21 protein-coding genes and 1 pseudogene are annotated in these 24,318 nt (G+C 72.7%); 17 read left to right on the top strand and 5 right to left on the bottom strand.

From position 1 onward, the window contains the following. Positions 1–156 precede the first annotated feature (156 nt). Complete coding sequence (locus ACIRL2_RS37080; RefSeq protein ID WP_395871648.1) at positions 157–777, bottom strand: L,D-transpeptidase; 621 nt, start codon at positions 775–777, stop codon at positions 157–159. 173 nt (positions 778–950) lie between these two features. On the opposite strand from ACIRL2_RS37080, the gene tsaB reads away from it, so the two are divergent. From tsaB to ACIRL2_RS37055, 5 genes are all read left to right on the top strand, one after another. Next, the gene (gene tsaB, locus ACIRL2_RS37075; protein ID WP_402238228.1) at positions 951–1,634 is read left to right on the top strand and encodes a tRNA (adenosine(37)-N6)-threonylcarbamoyltransferase complex dimerization subunit type 1 TsaB; all 684 of its coding nucleotides are present in this window, start codon (positions 951–953) and stop codon (positions 1,632–1,634) included. 131 nt (positions 1,635–1,765) lie between these two features. Then, on the top strand, positions 1,766–2,254 hold the full coding sequence (gene rimI, locus ACIRL2_RS37070; protein ID WP_395871643.1) for a ribosomal protein S18-alanine N-acetyltransferase: 489 nt from the start codon (positions 1,766–1,768) through the stop codon (positions 2,252–2,254). Further along, entirely contained in the window at positions 2,247–3,290 is a 1,044-nt protein-coding gene (gene tsaD / locus ACIRL2_RS37065) for a tRNA (adenosine(37)-N6)-threonylcarbamoyltransferase complex transferase subunit TsaD (RefSeq protein WP_395871641.1), read from the top strand. The genes rimI and tsaD overlap by 8 nt, the downstream gene beginning before the upstream one ends. Before the next feature lie 58 nt (positions 3,291–3,348). Then, positions 3,349–3,624 (top strand): hypothetical protein, encoded by a 276-nt coding sequence (locus tag ACIRL2_RS37060; RefSeq protein WP_395871639.1) that lies wholly within the window; start codon positions 3,349–3,351, stop codon positions 3,622–3,624. A gap of 335 nt (positions 3,625–3,959) precedes the next feature. Next, positions 3,960–4,853 (top strand): polysaccharide deacetylase family protein, encoded by an 894-nt coding sequence (locus ACIRL2_RS37055; protein ID WP_395871637.1) that lies wholly within the window; start codon positions 3,960–3,962, stop codon positions 4,851–4,853. On the opposite strand, the gene ACIRL2_RS37050 is transcribed toward ACIRL2_RS37055, so the two are convergent. Then, positions 4,841–6,079 carry a THUMP-like domain-containing protein gene (locus tag ACIRL2_RS37050; RefSeq protein ID WP_395871635.1) on the bottom strand — a complete coding sequence of 413 codons (1,239 nt, stop codon included), beginning with the start codon at positions 6,077–6,079 and terminating at the stop codon, positions 4,841–4,843. The genes ACIRL2_RS37055 and ACIRL2_RS37050 overlap by 13 nt on opposite strands. A gap of 245 nt (positions 6,080–6,324) precedes the next feature. Between ACIRL2_RS37050 and groES the strand changes: the two genes are divergently transcribed. The 3 genes from groES to ACIRL2_RS37035 all read left to right on the top strand — a co-directional run bounded on the left by groES (position 6,325) and on the right by ACIRL2_RS37035 (position 9,400). Next, the gene (groES, locus tag ACIRL2_RS37045; RefSeq protein ID WP_161359282.1) at positions 6,325–6,633 is read left to right on the top strand and encodes a co-chaperone GroES; all 309 of its coding nucleotides are present in this window, start codon (positions 6,325–6,327) and stop codon (positions 6,631–6,633) included. Between the two features lie 134 nt (positions 6,634–6,767). Next, complete coding sequence (gene groL / locus ACIRL2_RS37040; RefSeq protein ID WP_395871633.1) at positions 6,768–8,396, top strand: chaperonin GroEL; 1,629 nt, start codon at positions 6,768–6,770, stop codon at positions 8,394–8,396. A gap of 185 nt (positions 8,397–8,581) precedes the next feature. Beyond that, a complete protein-coding gene (locus tag ACIRL2_RS37035) occupies positions 8,582–9,400 on the top strand; it encodes an SDR family oxidoreductase (protein WP_402238223.1) in 819 nt (272 codons plus the stop codon). Between the two features lie 130 nt (positions 9,401–9,530). On the opposite strand, the gene ACIRL2_RS37030 is transcribed toward ACIRL2_RS37035, so the two are convergent. Further along, positions 9,531–9,866, bottom strand: coding sequence for a WhiB family transcriptional regulator (locus tag ACIRL2_RS37030; protein WP_395871629.1), 336 nt, complete (start codon positions 9,864–9,866; stop codon positions 9,531–9,533). Positions 9,867–10,357: 491 nt separating this feature from the next. On the opposite strand from ACIRL2_RS37030, the gene ACIRL2_RS37025 reads away from it, so the two are divergent. From ACIRL2_RS37025 to ACIRL2_RS37005, 5 genes are all read left to right on the top strand, one after another. Then, positions 10,358–10,969, top strand: a complete 612-nt coding sequence (locus ACIRL2_RS37025) for a response regulator transcription factor (RefSeq protein WP_020549179.1) — start codon at positions 10,358–10,360, stop codon at positions 10,967–10,969. Positions 10,970–11,202: 233 nt separating this feature from the next. Next, positions 11,203–11,796: an RNA polymerase sigma factor ShbA gene (shbA, locus tag ACIRL2_RS37020; RefSeq protein WP_205354273.1), complete on the top strand. Its 594-nt coding sequence runs from the start codon at positions 11,203–11,205 to the stop codon at positions 11,794–11,796. After that, on the top strand, positions 11,793–11,999 hold the full coding sequence (locus ACIRL2_RS37015; protein WP_395871627.1) for a hypothetical protein: 207 nt from the start codon (positions 11,793–11,795) through the stop codon (positions 11,997–11,999). The genes shbA and ACIRL2_RS37015 overlap by 4 nt, the downstream gene beginning before the upstream one ends. 204 nt (positions 12,000–12,203) lie before the next feature. After that, a complete protein-coding gene (gene guaB / locus ACIRL2_RS37010) occupies positions 12,204–13,706 on the top strand; it encodes an IMP dehydrogenase (RefSeq protein ID WP_395871626.1) in 1,503 nt (500 codons plus the stop codon). 121 nt (positions 13,707–13,827) lie between these two features. Then, positions 13,828–14,943: a GuaB3 family IMP dehydrogenase-related protein gene (locus ACIRL2_RS37005; RefSeq protein WP_078975688.1), complete on the top strand. Its 1,116-nt coding sequence runs from the start codon at positions 13,828–13,830 to the stop codon at positions 14,941–14,943. A gap of 130 nt (positions 14,944–15,073) precedes the next feature. Here ACIRL2_RS37005 and ACIRL2_RS37000 read toward each other — a convergent pair whose 3' ends face one another. Both ACIRL2_RS37000 and ACIRL2_RS36995 read right to left on the bottom strand, forming a co-directional pair. Continuing rightward, positions 15,074–15,859, bottom strand: a complete 786-nt coding sequence (locus tag ACIRL2_RS37000; protein ID WP_402238344.1) for a hypothetical protein — start codon at positions 15,857–15,859, stop codon at positions 15,074–15,076. Between the two features lie 106 nt (positions 15,860–15,965). Continuing rightward, a pseudogene (locus tag ACIRL2_RS36995) lies at positions 15,966–16,514 on the bottom strand (serine/threonine-protein kinase); the annotation flags it as partial. Positions 16,515–16,763: 249 nt separating this feature from the next. Between ACIRL2_RS36995 and ACIRL2_RS36990 the strand changes: the two are divergent. The 4 genes from ACIRL2_RS36990 to ACIRL2_RS36975 all read left to right on the top strand — a co-directional run bounded on the left by ACIRL2_RS36990 (position 16,764) and on the right by ACIRL2_RS36975 (position 24,173). After that, positions 16,764–18,470, top strand: coding sequence for a glycerol-3-phosphate dehydrogenase/oxidase (locus tag ACIRL2_RS36990; protein ID WP_395871622.1), 1,707 nt, complete (start codon positions 16,764–16,766; stop codon positions 18,468–18,470). 259 nt (positions 18,471–18,729) lie between these two features. Further along, positions 18,730–20,592, top strand: coding sequence for a serine/threonine-protein kinase (locus ACIRL2_RS36985; RefSeq protein WP_395871620.1), 1,863 nt, complete (start codon positions 18,730–18,732; stop codon positions 20,590–20,592). A 39-nt stretch (positions 20,593–20,631) separates the two neighbouring features. Beyond that, positions 20,632–22,395, top strand: coding sequence for a protein kinase (locus ACIRL2_RS36980; protein WP_402238217.1), 1,764 nt, complete (start codon positions 20,632–20,634; stop codon positions 22,393–22,395). A gap of 110 nt (positions 22,396–22,505) precedes the next feature. Then, positions 22,506–24,173, top strand: coding sequence for a protein kinase (locus ACIRL2_RS36975; protein ID WP_402238215.1), 1,668 nt, complete (start codon positions 22,506–22,508; stop codon positions 24,171–24,173). Positions 24,174–24,318 lie beyond the last annotated feature (145 nt).

The raw sequence follows: 24,318 nt of genomic DNA, 5'->3' as shown, positions 1-24,318 counted from the left end.
CCATTGCCCTGACGGGCCCTGTCGGTCAGCCGCGTGTGCCCGATGGGGCTGGTGTGACCGGAGGGATCATCATCCTGATGATATGTGGGCAAAGCACGGGAATCGCCGCTGAATGGGGCAATGGTGGGCGTGGCGTGGTGAATCGGACCTGTGCGGTCAGGGCACCACGATGACGGGTGTGCCGACCGGGGCGAAGGCCCACAGGGCCGCGCCGTCGTCCGGCTTGGAGCGGATACCCGCGCTCTTGGCCGGCGACGTGGAGGCCTTCGGGCGTGCGGTGCCGCTGGGGGAGGGGCCGGGCTTGGCGCCGGTGTCGATCTTGTCCAGCGGAGTGTCCGTCGCGGCGAAGCCGAGCGGGATGCCCTGTACCGCGCCGAAGCGCACCGAGTAGGTGATCCGGAGGTTGTCGCTGCCGGTCTGCGCCTCCTCCTTCTTCAGGGTCACCTGGTACGAGCCCGGTTGCGGCTTGACCGGCGCGTTCGCGACGGGGTATTCGCGCAGCGTGCGGTCGGCCTCGTCGACCAGCCAGACGTGGCTGTCCTTGATCGCGTAGACGACCCGCTTGCCGGTGCCGGAGCCCGCGGGCACCGGCGGCGGTACGTAGACCGGGGGCGCGGTCGCCCCGGACGGGGCGGTGGGGGTCGGCGTGTTCGTGCGCGCTATCCCCCGGTTGTCCGGTGCCGAGTTCGCGGCCTGCGCCGCGAGGAAGCCGACGCCGACCAGTGCGGCGATGGTGATGCCCGCGACGGCCACGCCCGGGTTGAGCCGCTTCGCCATTGCCTTGGGTCCCTCTTCCGCCGTGTGGTGGCCTCCATGGTGCCGGCAGGCACCGCCCGCGCGTTGGAGCCGGGTCCACTTTTCCTTCCCGGCAGCCCGCGGCGCCCCGCGCACCCGCGCGTCCCGCGGGCGCGGCGGACGAGAGCACGGCGCGCGGTCGGTAGCCTGGTGCCGTGCTGCTGCTCGCCTTCGACACCGCCACCCCGGCCGTCACGGTCGCCCTCCACGACGATTCCGCCGTCCTCGCCGATTCCACCCGGGTCGACGCCCGTCGGCAGGGCGAACTGCTCGCGCCCGGCATCGCCGACGTGTTGCGCGCGGCGGGCCGAACCCGCTCCGACGTCACCGCCATCGCGGTCGGGGTCGGGCCCGGGCCGTACACCGGCCTACGGGTGGGCATCGTGACCGCGCTCGCGATGGGCGACGCGCTCGGCATCCCCGTGTACGGCGTGTGCACCCTCGACGCGCTCGCGTACGCGGCCCGCCGGGACGGCACCGTCACCGGGCCGTTCGTGGCGGCGACGGACGCACGCCGCAAGGAGGTCTACTGGGCGCGGTACGACGAAGCGGGTGCGCGCGCGCAAGGCCCGGCGGTGGATCGCGCGGGCGACCTGCCCGAGGACGTCACCAAGCTGCCGGCGGTGGGCGCGGGCGCCGCGTTGTACGCGGGGACGTTCACCGACGCGCGTGCGCCGGAGCACCCGGACGCGGCGGCGCTCGCGGCGTTCGCCGTACGGCGACTGGCGGCCGGGGAGGCCCTGTCGGCCCCCGAGCCGTTGTACCTGCGCCGCCCCGACGCGCAGGTCCCCGCGGGCTACAAGGCCGTCACCCCCGACGGACCGCCGCCCCGGGCCTGACGGTCACCGATCCGCGACGCCGGCCCCACCCCGCCCCGGCACCCCTGCCGGCCCCCTGTCGGTCGCCCCGGGCCGGGCCGGCCCGATCGATCGGGCTCAAGGGGTGGTGGGGCAGTCGATAGACTCCCGGCATGGAATCCGGCCCTCGACTGCGGCGCATGCGGTGGTGGGACATCGAGGCCGTCATGCGACTCGAACACGAACTGTTCGCCGAGGACGCGTGGTCGGCCGGGATGTTCTGGTCCGAGTTGTCCGAGCCCGAGTTGCGCTATTACGTGGTGGCCGAGGACGAGACCGGGGCGCTCGCCGGGTACGCCGGGCTCGCGGTGATCGGCGACGAGGGCGACGTGCAGACGATCGGGGTGCGCCGCGATCGGTGGGGGACGGGCCTGGGCTCGGTGTTGTTGACCGAACTGCTCGATCTGGCGCTCGAACGCGGCTGTCGGGACGTACTGCTGGAGGTGCGCGTGGACAACGCCCGCGCACAGGCGCTCTACGAGCGCTTCGGATTCAAGGGGATCGGCGTGCGGCGGGGCTACTACCAGCCCGCCAACGTGGACGCGCTGGTGATGCGCCGCGATCTCAAGGAACGTCGGGAAGGAACGGCCACCGGTGGCTGACGAACCACTCGTCCTGGGCATCGAGACCTCGTGCGACGAGACGGGCATCGGCATCGTGCGCGGCACCACGCTGCTCGCCGACGCGGTCGCCTCCAGCGTCGACGAACACGCCCGGTTCGGCGGGGTGGTGCCCGAGGTGGCCAGCCGCGCGCACCTGGAGGCGATGGTGCCCACGGTGCGCCGCGCGCTCGCCGACGCGGGCGTCACCATGCGCGACATCGACGCGATCGCGGTCACCTCCGGCCCCGGCCTGGCGGGGGCGCTGCTGGTCGGCGTCGCGGCGGCGAAGGGCTACTCGGTCGCGCTGGACAAGCCGCTGTACGGCGTCAACCACCTGGCCTCGCACGTGTGCGTGGACCAGTTGGAGCACGGCAAGCTGCCCGAGCCGTGCATGGCCCTGCTGGTCTCCGGCGGACACTCCTCGCTGCTCCTGGTGCCCGACATCACCGCCGACGTGCGGCCACTCGGGTCGACCATCGACGACGCGGCGGGCGAGGCGTTCGACAAGGTCGCGCGGGTGCTCGGGCTCGGCTTCCCGGGCGGACCGGTGATCGACCGGCGGGCGCGCGAGGGCGACCGAACCGCGATCGCCTTCCCGCGCGGGCTGACCGGACCGCGCGACGCGCCCTTCGACTTCTCCTTCTCCGGCCTCAAGACCTCGGTCGCGCGCTGGGTCGAGGCCCGGCAGCGGGCCGGCGAGGCGGTGCCGGTGGCCGACGTCGCGGCCTCCTTCCAGGAGGCGGTGGTGGACGTGCTGACCCGCAAGGCGATCCGCGCCTGCAAGGAGAACGGCGTCGAGCACCTGATGATGGGCGGCGGCGTCTCGGCCAACTCGCGGTTGCGCGCCCTGGCGCAGGAGCGCTGCGACGCGGCCGGGATCGTGCTGCGGGTGCCGCGGCCGGGCCTGTGCACCGACAACGGCGCGATGGTCGCCGCGCTGGGCGCCGAGATGGTCGCCCGGGACCGGGCCCCCTCCACGCTGTCCATCCCGGCCGACTCCTCGATGCCGGTCACGGTGACCCAGGCGCTGTCGTAGGCGCGGGCGCTCACGCGGAGTACGACGGTTCGGGAACGGTGGAAACGGGAGAGGCGAGATGGCGATCGCGGCGATGTGGGAGGCCAGGGCCGAGGCCGGCGGGGGAGCGGCGCTGGCCGCGTGGGTGCACGCCGCGGCGCTGCCGGTCCTGGTCGACGCGCCCGGCCTGGAACGGGTCGAGGTGTTCGCCTCCTCCGACGAGCGGGACGGCGACCGGGTCGTGGTGATCGCGCTGTGGACCGGCGAGCCGGTGTCGCTGCCGGACCCCCCGGCCGCGCTGGTCGCCCGCACGCCGCACGCGTGGAGCTTCGAACGGCTCAGCGTCGGCCCCTGACCGGGCGCCGCGTTCGGGCCGACACGCGCGAGTGGGCGTTCCGGTCCGCGGCGGAGTTGCCGGTCCGCGTCGGAGTCCGGCGTCCGGTTCCGCGCAACACTCGACCCGCGTCCGACGAGGAGGCCATTCGCAAGCCGGACGCGGGCCGAGTGCCTTGGCTGATGGCTGCGTGCCGCCGCACGTGCCATTGGCCTTGCCGGGAGTGTGCCCAGCTCATCGGCTGCTCAACAGTCCTTCGACAGTCCCTTGAACAGCCCTTGTCCGGACCGTGACAGGCCGCCGCGACGCGTAGCGTGGGCGCGATCGGAGCACACGAACGAAAGGGTCCGGCGACAGTGGCGCATCGAACGGTACAAAAGCGGCGGGGCGCGGCCCGCACCTCGGCCCTGATCGGCCTGGCCGGTGCGCTGCTCGTCGCGCTGACCGGCTGCGGCGGCTCCGACGACACCGCCGCGGTCAAGGGCACCGGCCGGCCCACCGGCGGCGCGTCCACCGACCCGACCAGGCCCACTCCCGCCGCGAAGCCGGACACCCCGGGCGCCGACGCCGCCGCGCTTGCCGCGAAGTGGAACCTGAAGCCGTTCACCCCGCCGCCCGCCCCGCCCGCGGTCAAGCCGATCAAGGCCGGCGGGCCCCAGCCGCCGGTGGTGGACAAGATCCCCACCGAGGAGAAGATCGTGTTCATCACGATCGACGACGGGGCGGAGAAGGATCCCGGGTTTCTCGACATGATGCGGGACCTGCGGATCCCGGTGTCGATGTTCCTCAACGACACCTACGTGCGGCAGGACCCGGAGTACTTCCGCAAGCTCCAGGCGCTCGGCGCCACGGTGCAGAACCACACGCTGTCCCACCCGGACCTCAAGACGCTGGGCGCGGAGGCGCAGAAGCACCAGATCTGCGGTCAGCAGGACCGGCTCGCCGAGATCTACGGCAAGCGCCCGACGCTGTTCCGCCCGCCGTACGGCAACTGGAACGCGACCACGCAGACGGTGGCCGGTGGTTGCGGCGGGATCGACGCGATCGTCAAGTGGCGGGAGTCGATGCAGATCAACGACATGCAGTACGTCGGCGAGAAGAAGCTGCACCCGGGCGACATCATCCTGGCCCACTTCCGCGGGCCCGGTGAGCTCAAGGGCACCACGATGACCGAGATGTTCGGCAACATGCTGCGCAAGATCCAGGCCCAGGGCTACACGGTCGCGCGCCTGGAGGACTACATCGGTTGAGGTCCTCCCGGCCGGTCGAGCACCCCGCCGAGGCCCGGGCCGGTGGGCTGCCCCGGGGACACCGGCTGCCCGATCAACATCGTGGGCGCGCCCGCCACCCGGGTCAGCAGCACCGTGGCCGCGTTCGGGCCGGTCGGCCCGACCCGGCGGCGGACCTCCTCGGGTTCGACCGCCGAGCCGCGCTTCTTGACCGTGAGGTTGCCGACGCCGCGCTCGCGCAACAGGGCCTTGAGCCGCTTCAGATTGAACGGCAACACGTCGGTGATCTCGTACACGCTCGCGAACGCGGTGGCGACCAGCTTGTCCGAGGCGAGGTAGGCGATCGTCTCGTCCACCAGGTTGCCGTCCACCAACTCGCCCACCTCGGCCACCAGGTGCGCCCGGATCACCGCGCCGTCCGGCTCGTAGAGGTAGCGGCGGACCGGGCCCACCGGTGCCCGGCGAGCCGGGCCCGAGGCCAGCGCGGCGCCGGCGGGCAGCACGGTGGCGCGCAGGCCGCCGCGCGCGAGCCGGCCCCACCACAACACCGCCTCCTTGACGTCGCCGCGATCGGAGACCCACTCGGCCTCCATGCCCTCGGGCACGATCTCGTGCGGGATGCCGGGCGCGACCTTGGCCGCGCCGCACGGCACCCGGGCGGCGAGCGTGGTCAGGAACGAGAACGGCGGCGAGTACGCCCGGGGGTCGAAGGTGCGGCCCCGGGCGGTGCGCCGCGCCGGGTCGATCAGCGCCGCGTCGTACCCGCCCAACTCCACCTCGGTCACGTCCGCGCACTCGACGGTGAGCAGGTGCGCCAAGCCCAGCGCGTCGGCGTTGGCCCGGGCGACCGCGCAGGTCAGCGGGTCCAGGTCGACCGCGTGCACGGCGATCCCGGCGCGGGCCAGCGCGAGCGCGTCGCCGCCGATGCCGCAACACAGGTCCACGGCCCGGTCGATCCCGCCGGCCGCGACCAGCCGGGCGGCCCGGTGCTCGGCCACCGAGGTGCGGGTGGACTGTTCCAGCCCATGGGGTGTGAAGTACATCCGCGCCGCGTCCGCACCGAACTTGGCCCGCCCGCGCTGCCGCAGCCGGGACTGGGTGAGCGCGGCGGCCACCAGCTCCGGCGAGTGCTCCCGACGCAGCCGGGTGGCCAACGACAGCTCTTCGCCGATCTCGTGGTCGGCGAGCAGGTCCAACAGCGAACGGCCCTCGTCGGTCAGCAGCGCGGTGAAAGCTTCGGTGTGCACGCGCCCATTCTCGCCGAGCGCCGCCGGCCCCCGTCGGGAAGGCCACCGGTATGAACAATGCGGTCCGACGCGCTGAATCTGGCACTCTGGTTGACGGAGTGCTAACCGCCACCTAGTGTCTGTGCTGGCACTCTCCCCATGAGTGTGCCAGTGCGATACGAGCAGGTCCGGCACCCGCGACGACGGATCTGTCCCATCGCCGACAGACATTTTTCCGTGAGATCTCCGAAGGGGGAGGTCGCATCGTGACGACCGCCAACACCAAGGTTGCCATCAAGCCGCTCGAGGACCGCATCGTGGTCCAGACGCTTGAGGCCGAGCAGACCACCGCGTCGGGTCTCGTGATCCCGGACACCGCCAAGGAGAAGCCCCAGGAGGGCGTCGTCCTGGCTGTGGGCCCGGGTCGTTTCGAGGACGGTCAGCGTCTGCCGCTCGACGTGAGCGTCGGTGACACCGTTCTGTACAGCAAGTACGGCGGCACCGAGGTGAAGTACAACGGCGAGGAATACCTCGTTCTCTCGGCTCGCGACGTGCTCGCGATCATCGAGAAGTGACATCGCGCTGACGCGCCGGAACCGGTGACGGTTCGACGACCCCGCCCCGGATCGCCCTGCCTTGTCGGCCGGTGGACCCGGGGCGGAGTCGGTTGTACGACGTCGACTAGCAACCTTTAAGGACGAAGACCCTCATGGCGAAGATCCTCCAGTTCGACGAGAAGGCCCGGCGGTCGCTGGAGCGCGGCGTCAACGCGCTGGCCGACACCGTCAAGGTCACGCTCGGCCCCAAGGGCCGCAACGTCGTGATCGACAAGAAGTTCGGTGCCCCGACCATCACCAACGACGGCGTGACGATCGCCCGTGAGGTGGAGCTCGAGGACCCGTACGAGAACCTCGGCGCGCAGCTGGCCAAGGAAGTCGCGACCAAGACCAACGACATCGCGGGTGACGGCACCACCACCGCGACGGTCCTGGCCCAGGCGCTCGTCCGCGAGGGTCTGCGCAACGTGGCCGCCGGCGCGGCCCCGATGGACCTGAAGAAGGGCATCGACCTCGCGGTCGCCGCGGTATCCGAGCAGCTGCTCAAGACCGCCCGCGCGATCGACGGCAAGGAGGACATCGCCGCCGTCGCCGCGCTCTCGGCGCAGGACCAGCAGATCGGCGAGCTGATCGCCGAGGCCATGGACAAGGTCGGCAAGGACGGTGTCATCACCGTCGAGGAGTCCCAGACCATGGGTCTGGAGCTGGAGTTCGCCGAGGGCCTCCAGTTCGACAAGGGCTACCTGTCGCCGTACATGGTCACCGACCAGGAGCGTATGGAGGCCGTCCTCGACGACCCGTACATCCTGATCCACCAGGGCAAGATCTCGGCCATCGCCGAACTGCTGCCGCTGCTCGAGAAGATCATCCAGGCCGGCGCGTCCAAGCCGCTGCTGATCGTCGCCGAGGACGTCGACGGCGAGGCGCTGTCGACCCTGGTCGTGAACAAGATCCGCGGCACGTTCAACGCCGTCGCGGTCAAGGCCCCGGGCTTCGGCGACCGCCGCAAGGCGATGCTGGAGGACATGGCGATCCTGACCGGTGGTCAGGTCATCGCCCCCGAGGTCGGCCTCAAGCTCGACCAGGTCGGCCTGGAGGTGCTGGGCAGCGCCCGTCGCATCACCATCACCAAGGACGCGACCACCCTGGTCGACGGCGCCGGCGACGCCGCCGCGATCGCGGACCGGGTCAAGCAGATCAAGCGCGAGATCGACGACACCGACTCCGACTGGGACCGCGAGAAGCTCCAGGAGCGCCTCGCGAAGCTGGCCGGCGGCGTGTGCGTGATCCGTGTGGGCGCGGCCACCGAGGTCGAGCTCAAGGAGAAGAAGCACCGTCTCGAGGACGCGGTCTCCGCGACCCGCGCGGCCATCGAGGAGGGCATCGTCGCCGGCGGCGGCACCGCCCTGGTGCACGCCGTCTCCGTGCTCGCCGACAACCTCGGCCAGACCGGCGACATCGCGACCGGCGTCGCGGTCGTGCGTCGCGCCGCGGTCGAGCCGCTGCGCTGGATCGCCGAGAACGCGGGCCTCGAGGGCTACGTCATCGTCAACAAGGTGCAGGAGCTCGGCATCGGGCACGGCTTCAACGCCGCGACCGGCGAGTACGGCAACCTGGTCGACTCGGGCGTCATCGACCCGGTCAAGGTGACCCGTTCCGCGCTGCAGAACGCCGCGTCGATCGCGTCGCTGCTGCTCACGACCGAGACCCTGGTCGTCGAGAAGCCGGCCGAGGAAGAGCCCGCCGCGCACAACCACGGCGGCCACGGCCACTCGCACTAGTTCCACCCGCGACGCCTCGCGACACCCCGACGGGCCCGACCGCTTCGCAGCGGTCGGGCCCGTCGGCCTTTCCGGTGCCGGCCCGATCTGCGAGAGTGCCGGGAGCCGTCAACTGACGGACCGTCAGGAGTCGGCCGGGCGACTGCCGTCGAGCGCCGTCGGTCGAGCACCATCGAAGGAGAGACATGGGTACCTACGCGATCACCGGAGCGGCCTCGGGTCTGGGCGCCGCGACCAAGGCCCGGCTGGAGGCGGACGGCCACCGGGTGATCGGCGTCGACCTGCACGACGCCGACGTCGAGGTGGACCTGAGCACGGCCGAGGGTCGCGCCGAGGCGATCGCCGGGGTCACCGAACTGTCCGGCGGCGCGCTCGACGGCTTCGTGCCCTTCGCGGGTCTGGCGGCGGCCACCGGGCGCCCGGGCGGTCTGCTCGTATCGGTGAACTACTTCGGCGCGATCGCGCTCCTGGAGGGGCTGCGTCCGCTGCTCGCGGCCGGCACGAACGCGTCCGTCGTGCTGATCAGCTCGAACTCGACGACCGCCCAGCCGAACTGGCCGGTGGAGGTGGCCGAGTTGTGTCTGGCGGGCGACGAGGCGGGCGCGACGGCGGCGACCGAGGTGTTCGGCGAGTTCGCCGCGCTCCAGGCCTATCCCGCGACCAAGGCCGCGCTCGCGTGGTACGCGCGGACCAAATGCGCCGAGTACATCGCCGACGGCATCCGACTGAACGCGATCGCGCCGGGTCTGATCGAGACGCCGATGACGGCCGAGGGCCGCAAGGACCCGTTGACCGCCGAGGGCATGGAGATGTTCCTGAACACGATCCCGGCCGGCCGCGGCGGTCGGCCGGAGGAGATCGCCGCGCTGGTGGCGTTCCTGCTCGGCGGCGAGTCGAGCTTCTTCGTCGGTTCGGTGGTCTTCTGCGACGGCGGCACCGACGCGGCGTTCCGGGGCAAGGACTGGCCGAAGGTGTGGGAGATGGACATGTCCGCCCTCCGGTAGGCGATCGCGAGCGCCTCGGCGCTGCTGTGGTGACACGTGCCGCGGCTCGTGGTGACACGTGCCGGGCCGCGCCCAAGCTCGGCGGCCCGCCCCCGGATCCGGGGGCGGGCCGCCGAGCTTGGTGTGTGTCTCAGTGCGTCACGGACGCGCCGCCGGCCGCGGCGGCCGCGCGTTCCGCGGCGACCCCGTGCCGGCGGTCGCTGTCGAGTTCGACCCGTTCGTCCTCGGTGAGCCCGCCCCATACGCCATACGGCTCGCGCACCTTCAGGGCGTGCGTGGCGCACTGGCGACGGACCGGGCACCGCATGCAGACTTCCTTGGCCGAAGCCTCTCGGGCGACCCTGGCGGCGCCTCGCTCGCCTTCGGGGTGGAAGAACAGTGCGCTGTCGACTCCGCGACAGGCTGCCGAGAGCTGCCAGTCCCACAGATCGGCGTTGGGGCCGGGGAGTCGCGAGAAATCAGCCATGACTCGTCCCTCTTGCTTATCGCGTACGAGTTGTCGGTGAGCAGGGTTGCCACCTCGGGTGCAGACCGTGCAGAACAGTCGTGATCAAGCGATCAGAAGTAGGTGCGACTGTGTCACGAATTGATCAGTTCCAATCCTAATTCCCACTTATGCACTGAAAGCAGAAAAAATTACTCACTCTGGTGGCTCACGGGCACCGGTGGGTGCGCTTCGGTGGGATTCGACGAGGGGAAGCGGTGGAAGGTGACGTTGGGTACGCGAGCGATCACCCACGCGTGTCCTCGGGCTCGGTCGCCTCGTTGTCGTAACGGCGGAGCGGAACTCCCCCCGTAACCCTTTCGAGTGATGCTCGTTGGGGTGGGTGAAGCGGTTGGCGATGGAGGCGGTCGGGGCCGGACCCCGAGTCACCGTCCTCCGGGACCGCCGCAAAGGAAACGGTACGTACAGGCGTGGAGGCTCAACGTGACGCGGATCCACTGCGGAGGCCGGCGATGACGACCGTCCTGGTCTGCGACGATTCCCCGCTGGTTCGGGAGACCCTGCGGCGGGCGGTGGCCACGGTCCCCGGCGTCGAGAGGGTGACGACGGCCACGAGTGGCGAGGAGGTACTGCGGCGCTGGGGCGCGGAGCGGTCCGATCTCGTCCTCATGGACGTGCGGATGCCCGGGCTCGGCGGCGTCGAGGCGGTGCGCCGCCTCCTGGCCGGCGACCCCGGCGCACGGGTGATCATGCTGACGATGGCCGAGGACCTGGACGGCGTGGCCCTCGCGGTCGCCGCCGGGGCTCGGGGATATCTGCACAAGGACGCGTCGCGCGCGGAGTTGCGCGCGACCGTCTCCCAGGCGCTCGCCGACCCGACCTGGCGGCTCGCGCCCCGGCGTCTGCGTTCGCCCGACATGGGCGTGGCGCCGACCCTGACGGCACGTGAGATCCAGGTGCTCGAAGGGATGAGTCACGGGCGCAGCAACGCCGAGATCGGGCGCGAGCTGTTCCTGTCGGAGGACACCGTCAAGACCCACGCGCGCCGGCTGTTCAAGAAGCTGGGCGCGTCCGACCGGGCCCACGCGGTCGCGCTCGGATTCCGGTGGGGACTCGTGCGATGACGCACGCACGCGAGCACTCCCCCGACCGTGAGGGGCCCGAGGGTCGCCTCCCGGGTGGGCACGGTCGGTGGGGACTTGTGCGATGAGGCGTGTGCCGACGGCCCCCGACGGGCGAGGGTCCGTGCGGTGATTGCCGTTGCCCGGGGGGCCGGATGAGTCCCCCGGGTCGGCATGGCCGCGATTCGGTCGCCGATCCCTGCATACTGAATGGCATGGGTGGGACCCCCGAGCGAATGCCGGACGAGCCGTACGAAGCACACGCGCAGGCCGACGACGGCATGCGTGCCGTCGTGGTTCGCGCGGTCCAGGGGGACGTGCAGGCGACCGACGAACTGCTCGCGTACGTGCGACCCCTGGTGTTGCGCTACTGCCGGGCCCGGCTCGGCCGGGTCTCCGGCGCCGAGCACGCGGCGGACGACGCCGCGCAGGAGGTCTGCCTGGCCGTGTTGTCCGCGCTGCCGCGCTATCGCGACGAGGGCCGCCCGTTCGAGGCGTTCGTGTTCGGCATCGCGGCACACAAGGTGGTCGACGTGCAGCGTGCCGCGATGCGCGGCGCGGTACCCACGTGCGATCTGCCGGAGGCGGTGGACGACCATCCCGGTCCCGAGGACCAGGTGGTGCGGCGCAGTGACGCCGCGCACGCCCGGGCCCTGCTCGGCCGTCTTCCCGACAACCTGCGCGAGTTGCTCGTGCTGCGGGTCGCCGTCGGGCTCTCCGCCGAGGAGACCGGGCGGGCGATGGGCATGTCGCCCGGCGCGGTGCGGGTCGCGCAACACCGTGCGCTGACTCGCCTGAGGGCGTTGGCGGGCGAGGAGAAGACCGCGTGAGCGGCGGCGGTGTGCGGTTCGGTGGCCGATCCGGCACCGCCGACCTGGGCCTGCTGCGGCAGGACGACGAACTCGTCGAGCAGTTGCGGCGACGCCGTCCCACGCCCGCCCAGGACCGGATCGCCAGACTGTTCGACGCGCTGCTCGCCGAGGTGGACGGCACCGCGGCGAACCGGCGCCGGGCGGTGCCCGACCGTTGCTGAGGCGGGTCGGGAATGGCGCGGACCCGGTGCGCGGTTGTGCTCACCATCGGCAAGCGGGCTCGAAGCACCGCGTGGGGCCAGTAGCATGAACCCTCAATCCACCCATCCGCTTGCCGAGAGCGCGTTTCCGCCGTACCCGGGGACCCGCCCTGTTCGGGGAGCGGGCCGGCGGAGCGATCCATCGGAATACCTTCGGAAGGTGTCATGAGTCTCACGGCCGACGGCGTACCCGAGAAGTTCGCGATGCTCGGGCTGACGTACGACGATGTCCTGCTGCTGCCGGGCGCGTCCGACGTCGTGCCGAGCGAGGTGGACACCTCCGCCCGGGTCACCCGCAACATTCGCGTCCGGATCCCGCTGTTGTCCTCGGCGATGGACACCGTGACCGAGGCCCGAATGGCGATCGCCATGGCCCGTCAGGGCGGCGTCGGCGTGCTGCACCGCAACCTCTCGATCGAGGACCAGGCCGCGCAGGCGGACACGGTCAAGCGCTCCGAGGCCGGAATGGTGCTCGACCCGATCACCATCGGCGCGGACGCCACGCTCCAGGAAGTCGACGCGCTGTGCGCGCGGTTCCGGATCAGCGGCGTCCCGGTCACCGACGACAACGGTCGGCTGCTGGGCATCGTGACCAACCGCGACCTGCGCTTCGAGGTCGACCACTCGCGCCGGGTGCGCGACATCATGACCCCGATGCCGCTGGTCACCGGCAAGGTCGGCACCACCGGCGACCAGGCGATGGAACTGCTGCGCCGGCACAAGGTGGAGAAGCTGCCGCTGATCGACGACGCGGGCAAGTTGCGCGGTCTGATCACGGTCAAGGACTTCGTCAAGAGCGAGCAGTACCCGAACGCGACCAAGGACGCGGACGGCCGACTGGTGGTCGGCGCCGCGATCGGCACCGGTGACGACAGCTACCGCCGGGCCCAGGCGCTGGTCGAGGCCGGCGTCGACTTCATCGTGGTGGACAGCGCGCACGGCCACTCGCGCAACGTCCTGGAGATGATCGCCAAGGTCAAGGCGAACACCAAGGTCGAGGTGATCGGCGGCAACATCGCCACCCGCGACGGCGCGCAGGCGCTGATCGACGCGGGCGTGGACGGTGTCAAGGTCGGCGTCGGCCCGGGCTCGATCTGCACCACCCGGGTGATCGCGGGCGTGGGCGCGCCGCAGGTCACCGCGATCTACGAGGCGGCCCAGGCCGCCCGCGCGGCGGGTGTGCCGGTGATCGGCGACGGCGGCCTGCAGTACTCCGGCGACATCGCCAAGGCGATCGCGGCCGGCGCGGACACGGTGATGCTCGGCAGCCTGCTCGCGGGCTGCGAGGAGAGCCCCGGCGACCTGATCTTCATCAACGGCAAGCAGTTCAAGTCCTACCGGGGCATGGGCTCGCTCGGCGCGATGCAGTCGCGCGGCCAGGCCAAGTCCTTCTCCAAGGACCGCTACTTCCAGGACGACGTGCTCTCCGAGGACAAGCTGGTCCCCGAGGGCATCGAGGGCCAGGTGCCCTATCGGGGCCCGCTCTCCGCCGTCGCGCACCAGTTGATCGGCGGCCTGCGCGCGTCGATGGGCTACGCGGGCGCCGCGACCGTCACCGAGCTCCAGGACAAGGGCCGCTTCGTGCGGATCACCTCGGCCGGGCTCAAGGAGTCGCACCCGCACGACATCCACATGACCCAGGAAGCGCCGAACTACCACTCGCGCTAGATCGCGCCACACCCCGAGGGGCTTCGTCCGTACCGCGGGCGGGGCCTCTCGCCGGTTTGCCCGCCCCGTACCCTGGGATACGGGTTTTCCCATCCACCGATTCCAGCAGGAGAGGCGCAACGTGACTGAGGTCGAAATCGGCCGGGGCAAGCGTGGCCGGCGTGCCTATCACTTCGACGACGTCGCCATCGTCCCCAGCCGGCGGACCCGGGACCCCGAAGAGGTCTCGATCGCGTGGCAGATCGACGCGTACCGGTTCGAGCTGCCGTTCCTGACGGCGCCGATGGACAGCGTCGTGTCGCCGCAGACCGCGATCGAGGTCGGTCGCATGGGCGGCCTGGGCGTGCTCAACCTCGAAGGGCTGTGGACCCGCTACGAGGACCCGACGCCGCTGATCGAGGAGATCGGCGCGCTGGACGAGGACGCGGCCACCCGGCGGATGCAGGAGATCTACGCCGAGCCGATCAAGGAGGAGCTGATCGGCGCGCGGATCAAGCAGATCCGCGACTCGGGCGTGGTCACCGCCGCAGCGCTGTCGCCGCAGCGCACCGCGCAGTACCACAAGGCCGTGATCGACGCGGGCGTGGACGTGTTCGTGATCCGCGGCACCACGGTCTCGGCCGAGCACGTCTCCGGGCGCGCCGAGCCGCTGAACCTCAAGCAGTTCATCTACGACCTCGACGTGCCGGTGATCGTCGGCGGTTGCGCGACCTACCAGGGCGCACTGCACCTGATGCGGGCCGGCGCGGCCGGGGTCCTGGTCGGCTTCGGCGGCGGCGCGGCGCACACCACCCGCGGCGTGCTCGGCGTCGCGGTGCCGATGGCCACCGCGGTGGCGGACGTGGCCGAGGCGCGCCGCGACTACCTCGACGAGTCCGGTGGCCGGTACGTGCACGTGGTCGCCGACGGCAGCGTGGGACGCAGCGGCGACATCGCCAAGGCGGTCGCGTGCGGCGCGGACGCGGTGATGATCGGTTCGGCGCTGGCCCGGGCGAGCGACGCCCCCGGCGCCGGTCACCACTGGGGCTCCGAGGCGCACCACCCGGAACTGCCGCGCGGTCGGCGGATGAACCTGGGCGCGGTGGGCACGCTGGAGGAGATCCTGCTCGGTCCCTCGCACGTATCCGACGGTTCGATGAACCTGTTCGGCGCGCTGCGTCGGGCGATGGCCACCACCGGCTACTCGGAACTCAAGAAGTTCCAGCAGGTCGAGGTCACCGTCTCGCCCGCCCACTGACCGAAGTCCGTACACCGACGAGGTCCGCACATCGGCGAAGTCGCCGGCCGGGAAGTCGCCGGCCGGACCGAAGTTGCCGAATGGCCCCGAACACCCTTGGTGTTCGGGGCCGTTCGCGTTCGCAGACGGATCAGTCGCGGCGGCAGATCCCGGTGGTCGTGCCGTTCGCGGGCGCGCAGACGTACTTGAGATCGGCCGAGGCGCCGCTGAGGAACCGGCCCACGCACAGGTCGGCGACGGTGCGACCGCGAGCGGCACAGTAGGCCAACGCGGCGGTGCCGTCCGGGAACGGGCCGTCCGCGTACACGACCCAGTGGTTCGGCTTGAGCGAGGCGTACCGGTCGCTGTCCAGGACCTGCGCGTCGGGGACCTGCCGGCGCACCTCGGCGAGCTTCGCGTCGCGCCCGGTCACCTCGTCGGACTTGGGTACGGACGCGAGTTGGGCGATCCAATGGCCGCCGGGGCGCCCGGTGGGGGACGCGGTCGCGGCGGGCGGCTCCGCGGCGGGCGCGGTGACCGTGACGGTCGTGGGCGGCACGGTCGTGCCGGGGGCGGTGGGCGGGCCCGGGGGCGAGGTGGGGGCGGCCGAGCCGGCCGGCGGGCCGGTGTCGGTCGGCGCGGACGGCGCCGGGGAGGACGTGCGTGCCCGCGGGGTGCCGTCGTCGCCCGTGAGCGCGAGGGCGGTGAGCACGCCCGCCGCGATCAGGACGACCACGAGCAGCGCCGCGAGCAGCGGGAGGCGCAGGTGGGACGGCGATTCGGGGCCTGGAGGCGGCAGCGGGGGACGCGGCGGCGCGGTCGTGGGCAGCGTGGCGTCGTCGCCGCGGATCGCCGCCTCCAGTCGGGCGGCCGACTCCGCCCCGGTCGGGCGCGCGTCCGGGTCCTTGGCGAGCAACTCGACGATGATCGGGGCCAAGGCGCCCGCCCGCCCGGCGCGGCGGCGGCAGCGTCTCGTGCAGCACCGCACCGAGCGTGGCCATGGTCGACGCGCGGCGGAACGGGCTGTACCCCTCGACCGCGACGTACAGCAGCATGCCCAGCGACCACAGGTCGGCCTCGGGACGCGGGGCGTGCCCGAGCACCCGCTCCGGGGCCAGGTATTCGGGGGAGCCGATGATCGAACCGGTCACGGTGAGCGCGGGGGTGCCCTCGACCGCGGCGATGCCGAAATCGGTGAGCACGACCCGATCGCCGGGTCCGAGCAGCACATTGGCCGGTTTCACGTCGCGGTGCAGCACACCCGCCTCGTGCGCGGCCCGCAGCGCCCCGAGCACCGCCAGGCCGACCCCGGCCGCCCGGTCGGGCGACAGACCGCCCCGGTCGAGCGAGTCCTGGAGCGAGCCGCCGGGGACCAGCTCCATCACGATCCACGGGTAGCTCTCGTCCTCGATCACCTGATGGACGGTGACCACGTTCGGGTGGGCGAGTCGGGCCAACGCGCGCGCCTCGCGCAGCGCCCGCTGCCGGATTCGGTCCACCTCGTCGGCCGGCAGTCCGTCGGGTGCCCGCACCTCCTTGAGCGCGACCTCGCGGCCCAGGGTGACGTCCCGGGCCCGCCACACCGTGCCCATGCCGCCCGCGCCGAGGCGTTCGATCAACTCGAACCGGCCGTCGCCGACCATGCGTCCCGCGTCCACGCCGCCCCCCGGTGCCGAGTGCGGGGAACCGGCGCGCGCCCTTCCGGCCGCGGCGCCGGTGCCCGAACCCACCCAGAATGACAGAGCGCGTGGTCCGGCCGACGGGCATTGGGTAGGCGGGGGTGGGGCGAGTCGCCCGATCGGTGTGGTCCGGCAGGTGACGATCGGATTCGGAGGTGGCTGATGCGGACCGCGGCGATGGGACCTCGGGCGCGCGCGCAGGCGTTGCGGCGGATGGCCGAGAGCGAGTTGGACGTGGTCGTGGTGGGCGGCGGCGTGGTCGGCGCGGGCACCGCCCTGGACGCGGTCACGCGCGGCCTCTCGGTGGGACTGGTCGAGGCGCGTGACTGGGCGTCGGGCACCTCCAGCCGATCCAGCAAGCTGATCCACGGTGGTCTGCGCTACCTGGAGATGCTCGATTTCGCGCTGGTGCGCGAGGCGTTGCGCGAGCGCGGACTGCTGTTGCACACGCTCGCGCCGCACCTGGTCAAGCCGGTGTCGTTCCTGTACCCGCTGCGCCATCGGGGCTGGGAACGGCCGTACGTCACGGCCGGGGTGACGCTCTACGACACCATGGCGGCCTCCGCCGGGCGGGCTCGCGGGCTGCCCCGGCACCGGCAACTGACTCGGCGTCAGGCGCTGCGCCTGGCACCGGCGTTGCGCAAGGACTCGCTGGTGGGCGCGGTGCAGTACTACGACGCGCAGATGGACGACGCGCGCTACACGATGACACTGGTGCGTACCGCCGCCGGCTACGGCGCGCAGGTGGCCTCGCGCGCGACGGTGACCGGGTTCCTGCGCGAGGGCGAGCGGGTGGTGGGCGTGCACGTGCGCGACATGGAGACCGGCGGGACGTACGACATCCGGGCCGGGCAGGTGGTCAACGCGACCGGGGTGTGGACGGACGAGACGCAGGCCCTGGTCGGCGAGCGTGGGCAGTTCCACGTGCGCGCGTCCAAGGGCATCCACCTGGTGGTGCCCAGGGACCGGATCCACTCCTCCACCGGCCTGATCCTGCGCACCGAGAAGAGCGTGCTGTTCGTGATCCCATGGGGGCGGCACTGGATCGTCGGCACCACGGACACCCGGTGGGACCTGGACAAGGTGCACCCCGCGGCCAGCCGGGCGGACATCGAATACCTGTTGGAGCACGTCAACCGGGTCCTGGCGGTGCCGCTCACCCGGGAGGACGTCGAGGGCGTGTACGCGGGACTGCGTCCGCTGTTGGCCGGCGAGTCGGACGCCACGTCGCAACTCTCGCGCGAGCACACCGTCGCGCACCCGGTGCCCGGTCTGGTGGTGGTCGCGGGCGGCAAGTACACGACGTATCGGGTGATGGCCGCGGACGCGGTGGACGCGGCGGTGCACGGACTGGACCGCAAGGTCCCGCCGAGCTGCACCGAGACGGTGCCGCTGGCCGGCGCGGAGGGGTATCCGGCGCTGTGGAACGCGCGGGCCTCGATCGCGACGCGGACCGGGCTGCACGTGGCCCGGGTGGAGCACCTGCTGAACCGGTACGGGTCGATGATCGAGGAGGTGCTCGCGCTGATCGCGGACGATCCGGAGTTGGCCTATCCGCTGGACGGCGCGGACGACTATCTCGCCGCCGAGGTGGTGTACGCGTGCACCCACGAGGGCGCGCTGCACCTGGGCGACGTGCTGGATCGGCGGACCCGGGTCTCGATCGAGATGTTCGACCGCGGCGCGCGGGCGGCGCGGGCCTGCGCGGCCCTGATGGCGCGGGTGCTGGGGTGGGAGGAGGAGCAGTCGCGGCGGGAGGTGGAGTACTACCTCAAGCGGATCGAGGCGGAGCGGGCCTCGCAGGAGCAGATGGACGATCACACCGCGGACGCGGTGCGGCTGGGCGCCGAGGACATCGTGCCCGGGTGAGGCGGCGCCCGACCCGGCACGCGGTCCGCGACCGGCCCGCCCGGCACGGTTGATCGCGCCGTGGTTGGGGCACCTTCCATCGCGCCGTGGTTGGGGCACCTTCCGGGGCGCCGTGGCGTTCCATCGATACGCCGGCCAGGTGTCTTTCGGCGATGTTCGTCCCGGAACCGGTGGACCCCGCGCGCCGCCGGACTGGAGTATGGAAAGGGCAACCACCCGATCGCGCGGCGGGGCCGCGGCTGCATGGGGAGCGAGAGACTTGACCGACCCGGAAGCACCCGAGCGTTTGGTCGCGGGGCGATACCGCCTGGGTGATCAACTGGGCCGGGGTGGCATGGGCACGGTCTGGCGGGCCGTGGACGCCATGCTCGACCGCGACGTCGCGGTCAAGGAGATGCGGTTGCCTCGCTACGAGGACGACGACGAGCGCGGCACGCTGAGCGCGCGGATGTTGCGCGAGGCGCGTGCGGCGGCGCGGATCGACCATCCCAACGTGGTGACCATCTTCGACGTGGCCGAGGAGGACGGGCGGCCATGGATCGTGATGGAGCTGGTCCGCGGCCTGTCCCTGGCGCAGGAGCTGGACAAGGAGGGGCCGATCCCGTCCGAGCAGGTCGCCGAGCTGGGGCTGCGGTTGCTCGCGGCGCTGGAGGCCGCGCACGAGGCCGGCGTGCTGCACCGGGACGTCAAGCCCGCCAACGTGCTGCTCGCCCGCAACGGCCGGGTCGTGCTCACCGACTTCGGAGTCGCCTCGGTCGAGGACAGCGCCACGCTCACCCAGGCCGGCGCGATGGTGGGATCGCCCGAATACCTGGCGCCCGAGCAGATCGCGGGCGAGCCGCCCGGACCGGAGGCCGACCTGTGGTCGCTGGGCGCGACCTTGTTCGAGGCGGTCGAGGGCCGCCCCGCGTTTCGCCGCAACACGCACGCGGCCACGCTCGCCGCGGTGGCCGCGGGCCGTTTCCCGGAGATCTTCCTGGCCGGCCCGCTGACCCCGGTGCTCAAGGCGCTGATGGTCAAGGACCCGAGCCGGCGCGGCTCGCCGGCGCACGTGCGGGAACTGCTCCTGGAGGTCGTCGAGAGCGGTCCCAACCCGGCCGGCGGCCGGATCGCCGAGCGCTTCGTCCCGGACCGGATCCGGCCCGGCGCGGTCCGCCGGCACGGCGTGCGGGTGTCCGGTCACCCCCAGGCGCCGTCCGGGCCGCGCACGCCTCGGCCGCCGCGTACGCCTCGGCCGCCGGGCAAGGTCGGCGCCACCGCCTACCGGCCCGGCCGGGGCAGCCTGGACGAGACCTCGCCCAACGTGCGGCTGCCCCGCGAGGGCGGCGTCTTCCGGGCCCGCTACCGGCGCTGGCCACGCTGGTGGTTCCGGCACTGGACGACCATCCTGACCTCGGTCGGCATCGCCACCGCTGCCGGCGCGCGCTGGTTGGCCGCGTTCGGCAACTGGACCGGGATGTACACGATCGTGCTGCTCGCGCTCGCGCTGAGCGTGTGGCTGGTGTTGCCGCACCGGCGGATCTCCCGATCGGTGCCGATCGCGATGTTGCTCGGAGTGATCGCCGGCGGGGCCCTGGAGGCCGCGCGGATCAATCCCGACCCGATCATCGTGGGCGCCCTGATCGGCGGTTGCCTGGTGGTCGGCCCGTTCGTGGACAACAAGGTGATACCGCGACTGCGCCGCCGACGGCGGACCGATCTGGGCTTCGCGCTGCCCGTTCCGGAGGGCTGGACCTGTACGGACAGCCCCAGCGGATTGACGGTGACCGATCCGGACCGGCTGATCTCGGTGACCGTGACGGTGGATCGGGGCATCGTGATGGCCCCGGAGGAATCGGTCGCGCACCGTGAGCACGGCAGCATCGGCGGCCGGGAGCGACTGGACGGCGAGGACTACGAACGGCTGCTCCTGCGGGCCACCGACTACCGCGGGCACGAGGCCGCGGAGTGGGAGTACGTGTGGCGCGGCCAGGACCTGATCCCCTACCACGGCAAGGACCTGGTGGTCCGCACCGCGTCCGGCGTGCGCTACTGGCTGACCGTACGCGGACGCGACGATTTGTGGGGGACCGCCGGCGCGTACTACGAGCACGCGCGTGGACACCTGTCGATCGCGGGCTGACCCGGGTCGACGCGGAGACGATCGTGTCGAGGGGTCGGGATGAGTGGGCGCGTGCTCGCGGGGCGGTATCGGCTGGTCGAGGTGCTCGGTCAGGGCGGGATGGGGGTGGTCTGGCGGGCGCACGACCCGACCATCGGGCGGGACGTGGCGATCAAGGAGTTGCGGTTGCCCGAGCACCTGGACGCCGACGAGGTCGAGCGGCGCTCGGCGCGGATGCGGCGCGAGGTGCGCGCGGCGGGCCGGGTCCGGCACGCGAACGTGGTCACCGTGTTCGACGTCGTGGTCGAGGACGGCCGCCCGTGGATCGTCATGCAACTGCTGCCCGGCCGGCCGCTGACCGCGCTGATCGCCGAGGGCGCCATGGCGCCGGACCGGGCCGCGCGGATCGGCGCGCGGATGCTCGCGGGTCTGGCCGCCGTGCACGGGGTCGGCATCGAGCACCGCGACGTGAAACCCGCCAACGTCATGGTCGACGAGGACGACGGCGTGGTGTTGACCGACTTCGGCATCGCCACCCACGCGGACGCGCCCTCGGTCACCGAGACCGGTGCGACGGCGGGCACCCCCGAGTACATGGCGCCCGAGCGCGCGAGTGGGCAGCCGTCCGGGCCGCCCGCCGACCTGTGGTCGCTGGGCGTGACGCTCTACGAGATGGTCGAGGGGCACTCGCCGTTCCGCCGGGACAACCCGCTGGCCACGTTGCAGGCGGTCGCGGCCGGGATCTGCCCGCCGCCCGGGTGCGCCGGGCCGCTCGCCGAGGCCGTGCTCGGACTGCTCACCCGGGATCCGGCCGCGCGGATGACGGCCGCGGCCGCGGGGCCGCTGTTGGCCCGGGCGGGCGGGAGCGGCGGGACGGTGCGCCCGGACGTCGAGGCCACCGACGTGCGCGAGCCGATGCCCGTACCGGTCCCGCCCCCCGTTCCGCCTTCCATCCCGCCTTCCATCCCGCCTCCGGTCCGGCTTCCGGGCGCCGTCTCGCCCGCGCCGCCGCGGCCGGCCGGTCCGCCGCCGATGCCGGCCGGGCCGCCGACGCCCGCACCGACCGGGCGCCCGGGCCGACTGTTCATCGTGCTCGGCACGGTGGTCGCGGTGCTGCTGACCGCCGCCGGTGTCACGATCGGCGTGCTGGTGGGGCGGAACGGGGCCGAGCCTCCGGACGCGGCCTCGGCGGGCGGGCCGCGCCGAACGGCGCCGGTGACCTCGGCGGGCTCCGGCGTCGCCCAACCGGACACGCCCGCGACCTCGGCCGCCGGCGCCCCGACCGGTGCCGCTCGCCCGACCGACCCGGGCGTCGTCGGGCCCGCGACGACGCCCGCGCGGGTGGACACCCCCGCTCCGACGAACCCGCCGGGCGGCTTCCGACGGGTCACCTCACGCGGCGCGTTCACCGTCCTGGTGCCCGCCGAATGGACCGATCGCGACGCCGTCGGCGAGCGGGTCTACTACCGCTCGCCGGACGACCTGTACCGCCTCGGAGTGCGCCCGGACGCGTCCGACGCCAAGGGCGATCCGTGCGGCGAATTGGCCGTACAGGAGTCCAAGGGCCTGGGACCGGGCACCTACATCGGAAACGGAACGGACTACCACCTGATCCGGCTCGAGTGCACCACCGTGCACGGACAGGTCGCCGGACTCTGGGAGTTCCGCTGGAACGATCGGGGCACCGTGCGCCGATCGATCAACATGCGCTTCGTCGAGGACGGCCGGACCTGGGACTTCTGGGTCTCCGGCCCGGACTCCGGCTCGGCGCTGGTGCGTTCGGCCTTCGACGCGGCGCGCGAGAGTTTCGCGCCGGGCGCGTGACCGAACGCTCTCGGGCGGAACCTTCGGAGCACACCGGACGTCTTACCCGTGACGCCAGTGACGCGCCGACGGGGCGGATCGGTGGTGTCCACGGTCTTGGGGAGGACCACGTGGCACACGACAGCGGCTCGCACGGCCGCCTGGTGGATGGGCGCTATCGGTTGGGCGAACCGCTCGGACGCGGCGGGATGGGCACGGTCTGGCTCGCCTTCGACGAGCTCTTGCGCCGGGACGTCGCGGTCAAGGAGGTCCGGATACCGGACGACCTGGACGAGATGGAGACCCAGGGGCGCTGCGAGCGCGCGCTGCGCGAGGCCCGCGCGGCGGCCCGGATCACCCACCCCAACGTGGTCACGATCTTCGACGTCGCCGAGGACGACGGGCGTCCGTGGATCGTGATGGAGCTGGTCCGCGCCCCCTCCCTCACCGACGTGCTGGAAGAGGGCCGGATGGCCCCGCACGAGGCGGCCGAGGTCGGCTTGGCCGTGCTCGCCGCGCTGCGCGCCGCGCGCGCCGCCGACGTGCTGCACCGGGACGTCAAGCCCAGCAACATCCTGATGGCGCCCGGCGGTCGGATCGTGCTGACCGACTTCGGCATCGCCACCGTGGCCGGCTCGGTGACGCTCACCGCGACCGGGATGCTGGTCGGCTCGCCCGAATACCTCGCGCCCGAACGCGTGCTCGGGCGCCGGCCCGGTCCGGCCTCGGACCTGTGGTCGCTCGGGGTGACGCTGTATCAGGCGGTGGAGGGTTTCTCGCCGTTCCGGCGCACCGGCGCGATGGACACGCTCAGCGCCGTGCTCACCGACGAGCCCGCGCCGCCGCGCCAGTCCGGCGCGCTGTGGCCGGCGATCGAGGCGTTGCTGCGCAAGGATCCGCTGGAGCGGGCCGACGAGGACGACACCGAGCGTCTGCTGATGGCCGCGATGGTCAGCGGCGGCGCGCCCGCCCCCCAGGAGCCGAGCGCGGAGCCGATCCCGCCGGGGACGGCGACGGTGGAGGACCCGGGCGGTGTGCGGGGCGTGACCCAGTCGTCCTGGCAGCAGGCCCCGCAGTCGCAGGAGACCCCGCAGACGCCGCCGATCTGGCAGCAGGAGCCGCCGGTGAGCCCGGCGCCGCCGTTCGGCGCGGTGAGCCGGGCCGATCCGGACGGTGCGACGGGCGGGTATCCGCTGACCGGGTCGCACGCCTATTCGCCCGCCGACGCGGTCCACGGGTCCGAGACCGCCGACGACCGGCCCAACCCGGTGCTGATCGGCCCGGCGGCGGGTCCCGCGGCCCCCGGCGACCGCGCGGCCAAGAAGCGGCGTAAGACCATCCTCCTCGGTGGCATGGTCGCCGCGGCGGTGACCGCGCTGGCGATCTGGGTGCCGGCCGCGATGGGCGGACAGGGCGGCGGCAACGGCGGCGGCTCCGACGCGCCCCGAGAGGGCGGCTCGTCGCAGGGCGCCTCGGCGGCGGCGAACCCGCAGGGCACCGGCGACCGCGGCGACGTGCTGCGCGCCACGGGCAGTTCGGCCGGCACCGGACAGAGCGGCGGCGCCGGCACCTCGGGCAACAGCAGCCAGGGCGGCGGGTCGACCCGCACCTCTCGGCCCACCACCTCGAACACGGGCCACCCGTCCACGTCGCGCCCGCCCACCTCGCGCCCGCCGACCACGACCCCGCCGCGCACCACGGCTCCGGTGACCACGCGCCCGCCGATCGACCCGTCGAAGGGCGGCGGCGGGGCGAGCGGCGCACCGCAGAACCAGGGCGGCGCGACGGCGGCGAACTGATCGCGGTCGGCCGGCACGCCGTAGGGTGTGCCGGCGATCCCCGATCGCACGCCCGGTCGAGGGCGTGTCCTCGGTCGCCCGACAAGGGACCGAAGACACCCTCCATGGGCGGTCGACGCGCCCGAGGCTCGCATCCTCCCGCCGA

Source organism: Embleya sp. NPDC127516, from assembly GCF_044765325.1.
In the GTDB taxonomy this organism is placed as follows: domain Bacteria; phylum Actinomycetota; class Actinomycetes; order Streptomycetales; family Streptomycetaceae; genus Embleya.
The sequence above is the reverse complement of the archived record's forward strand: the minus strand, read 5'-3'. Positions and strand labels throughout refer to the sequence as shown.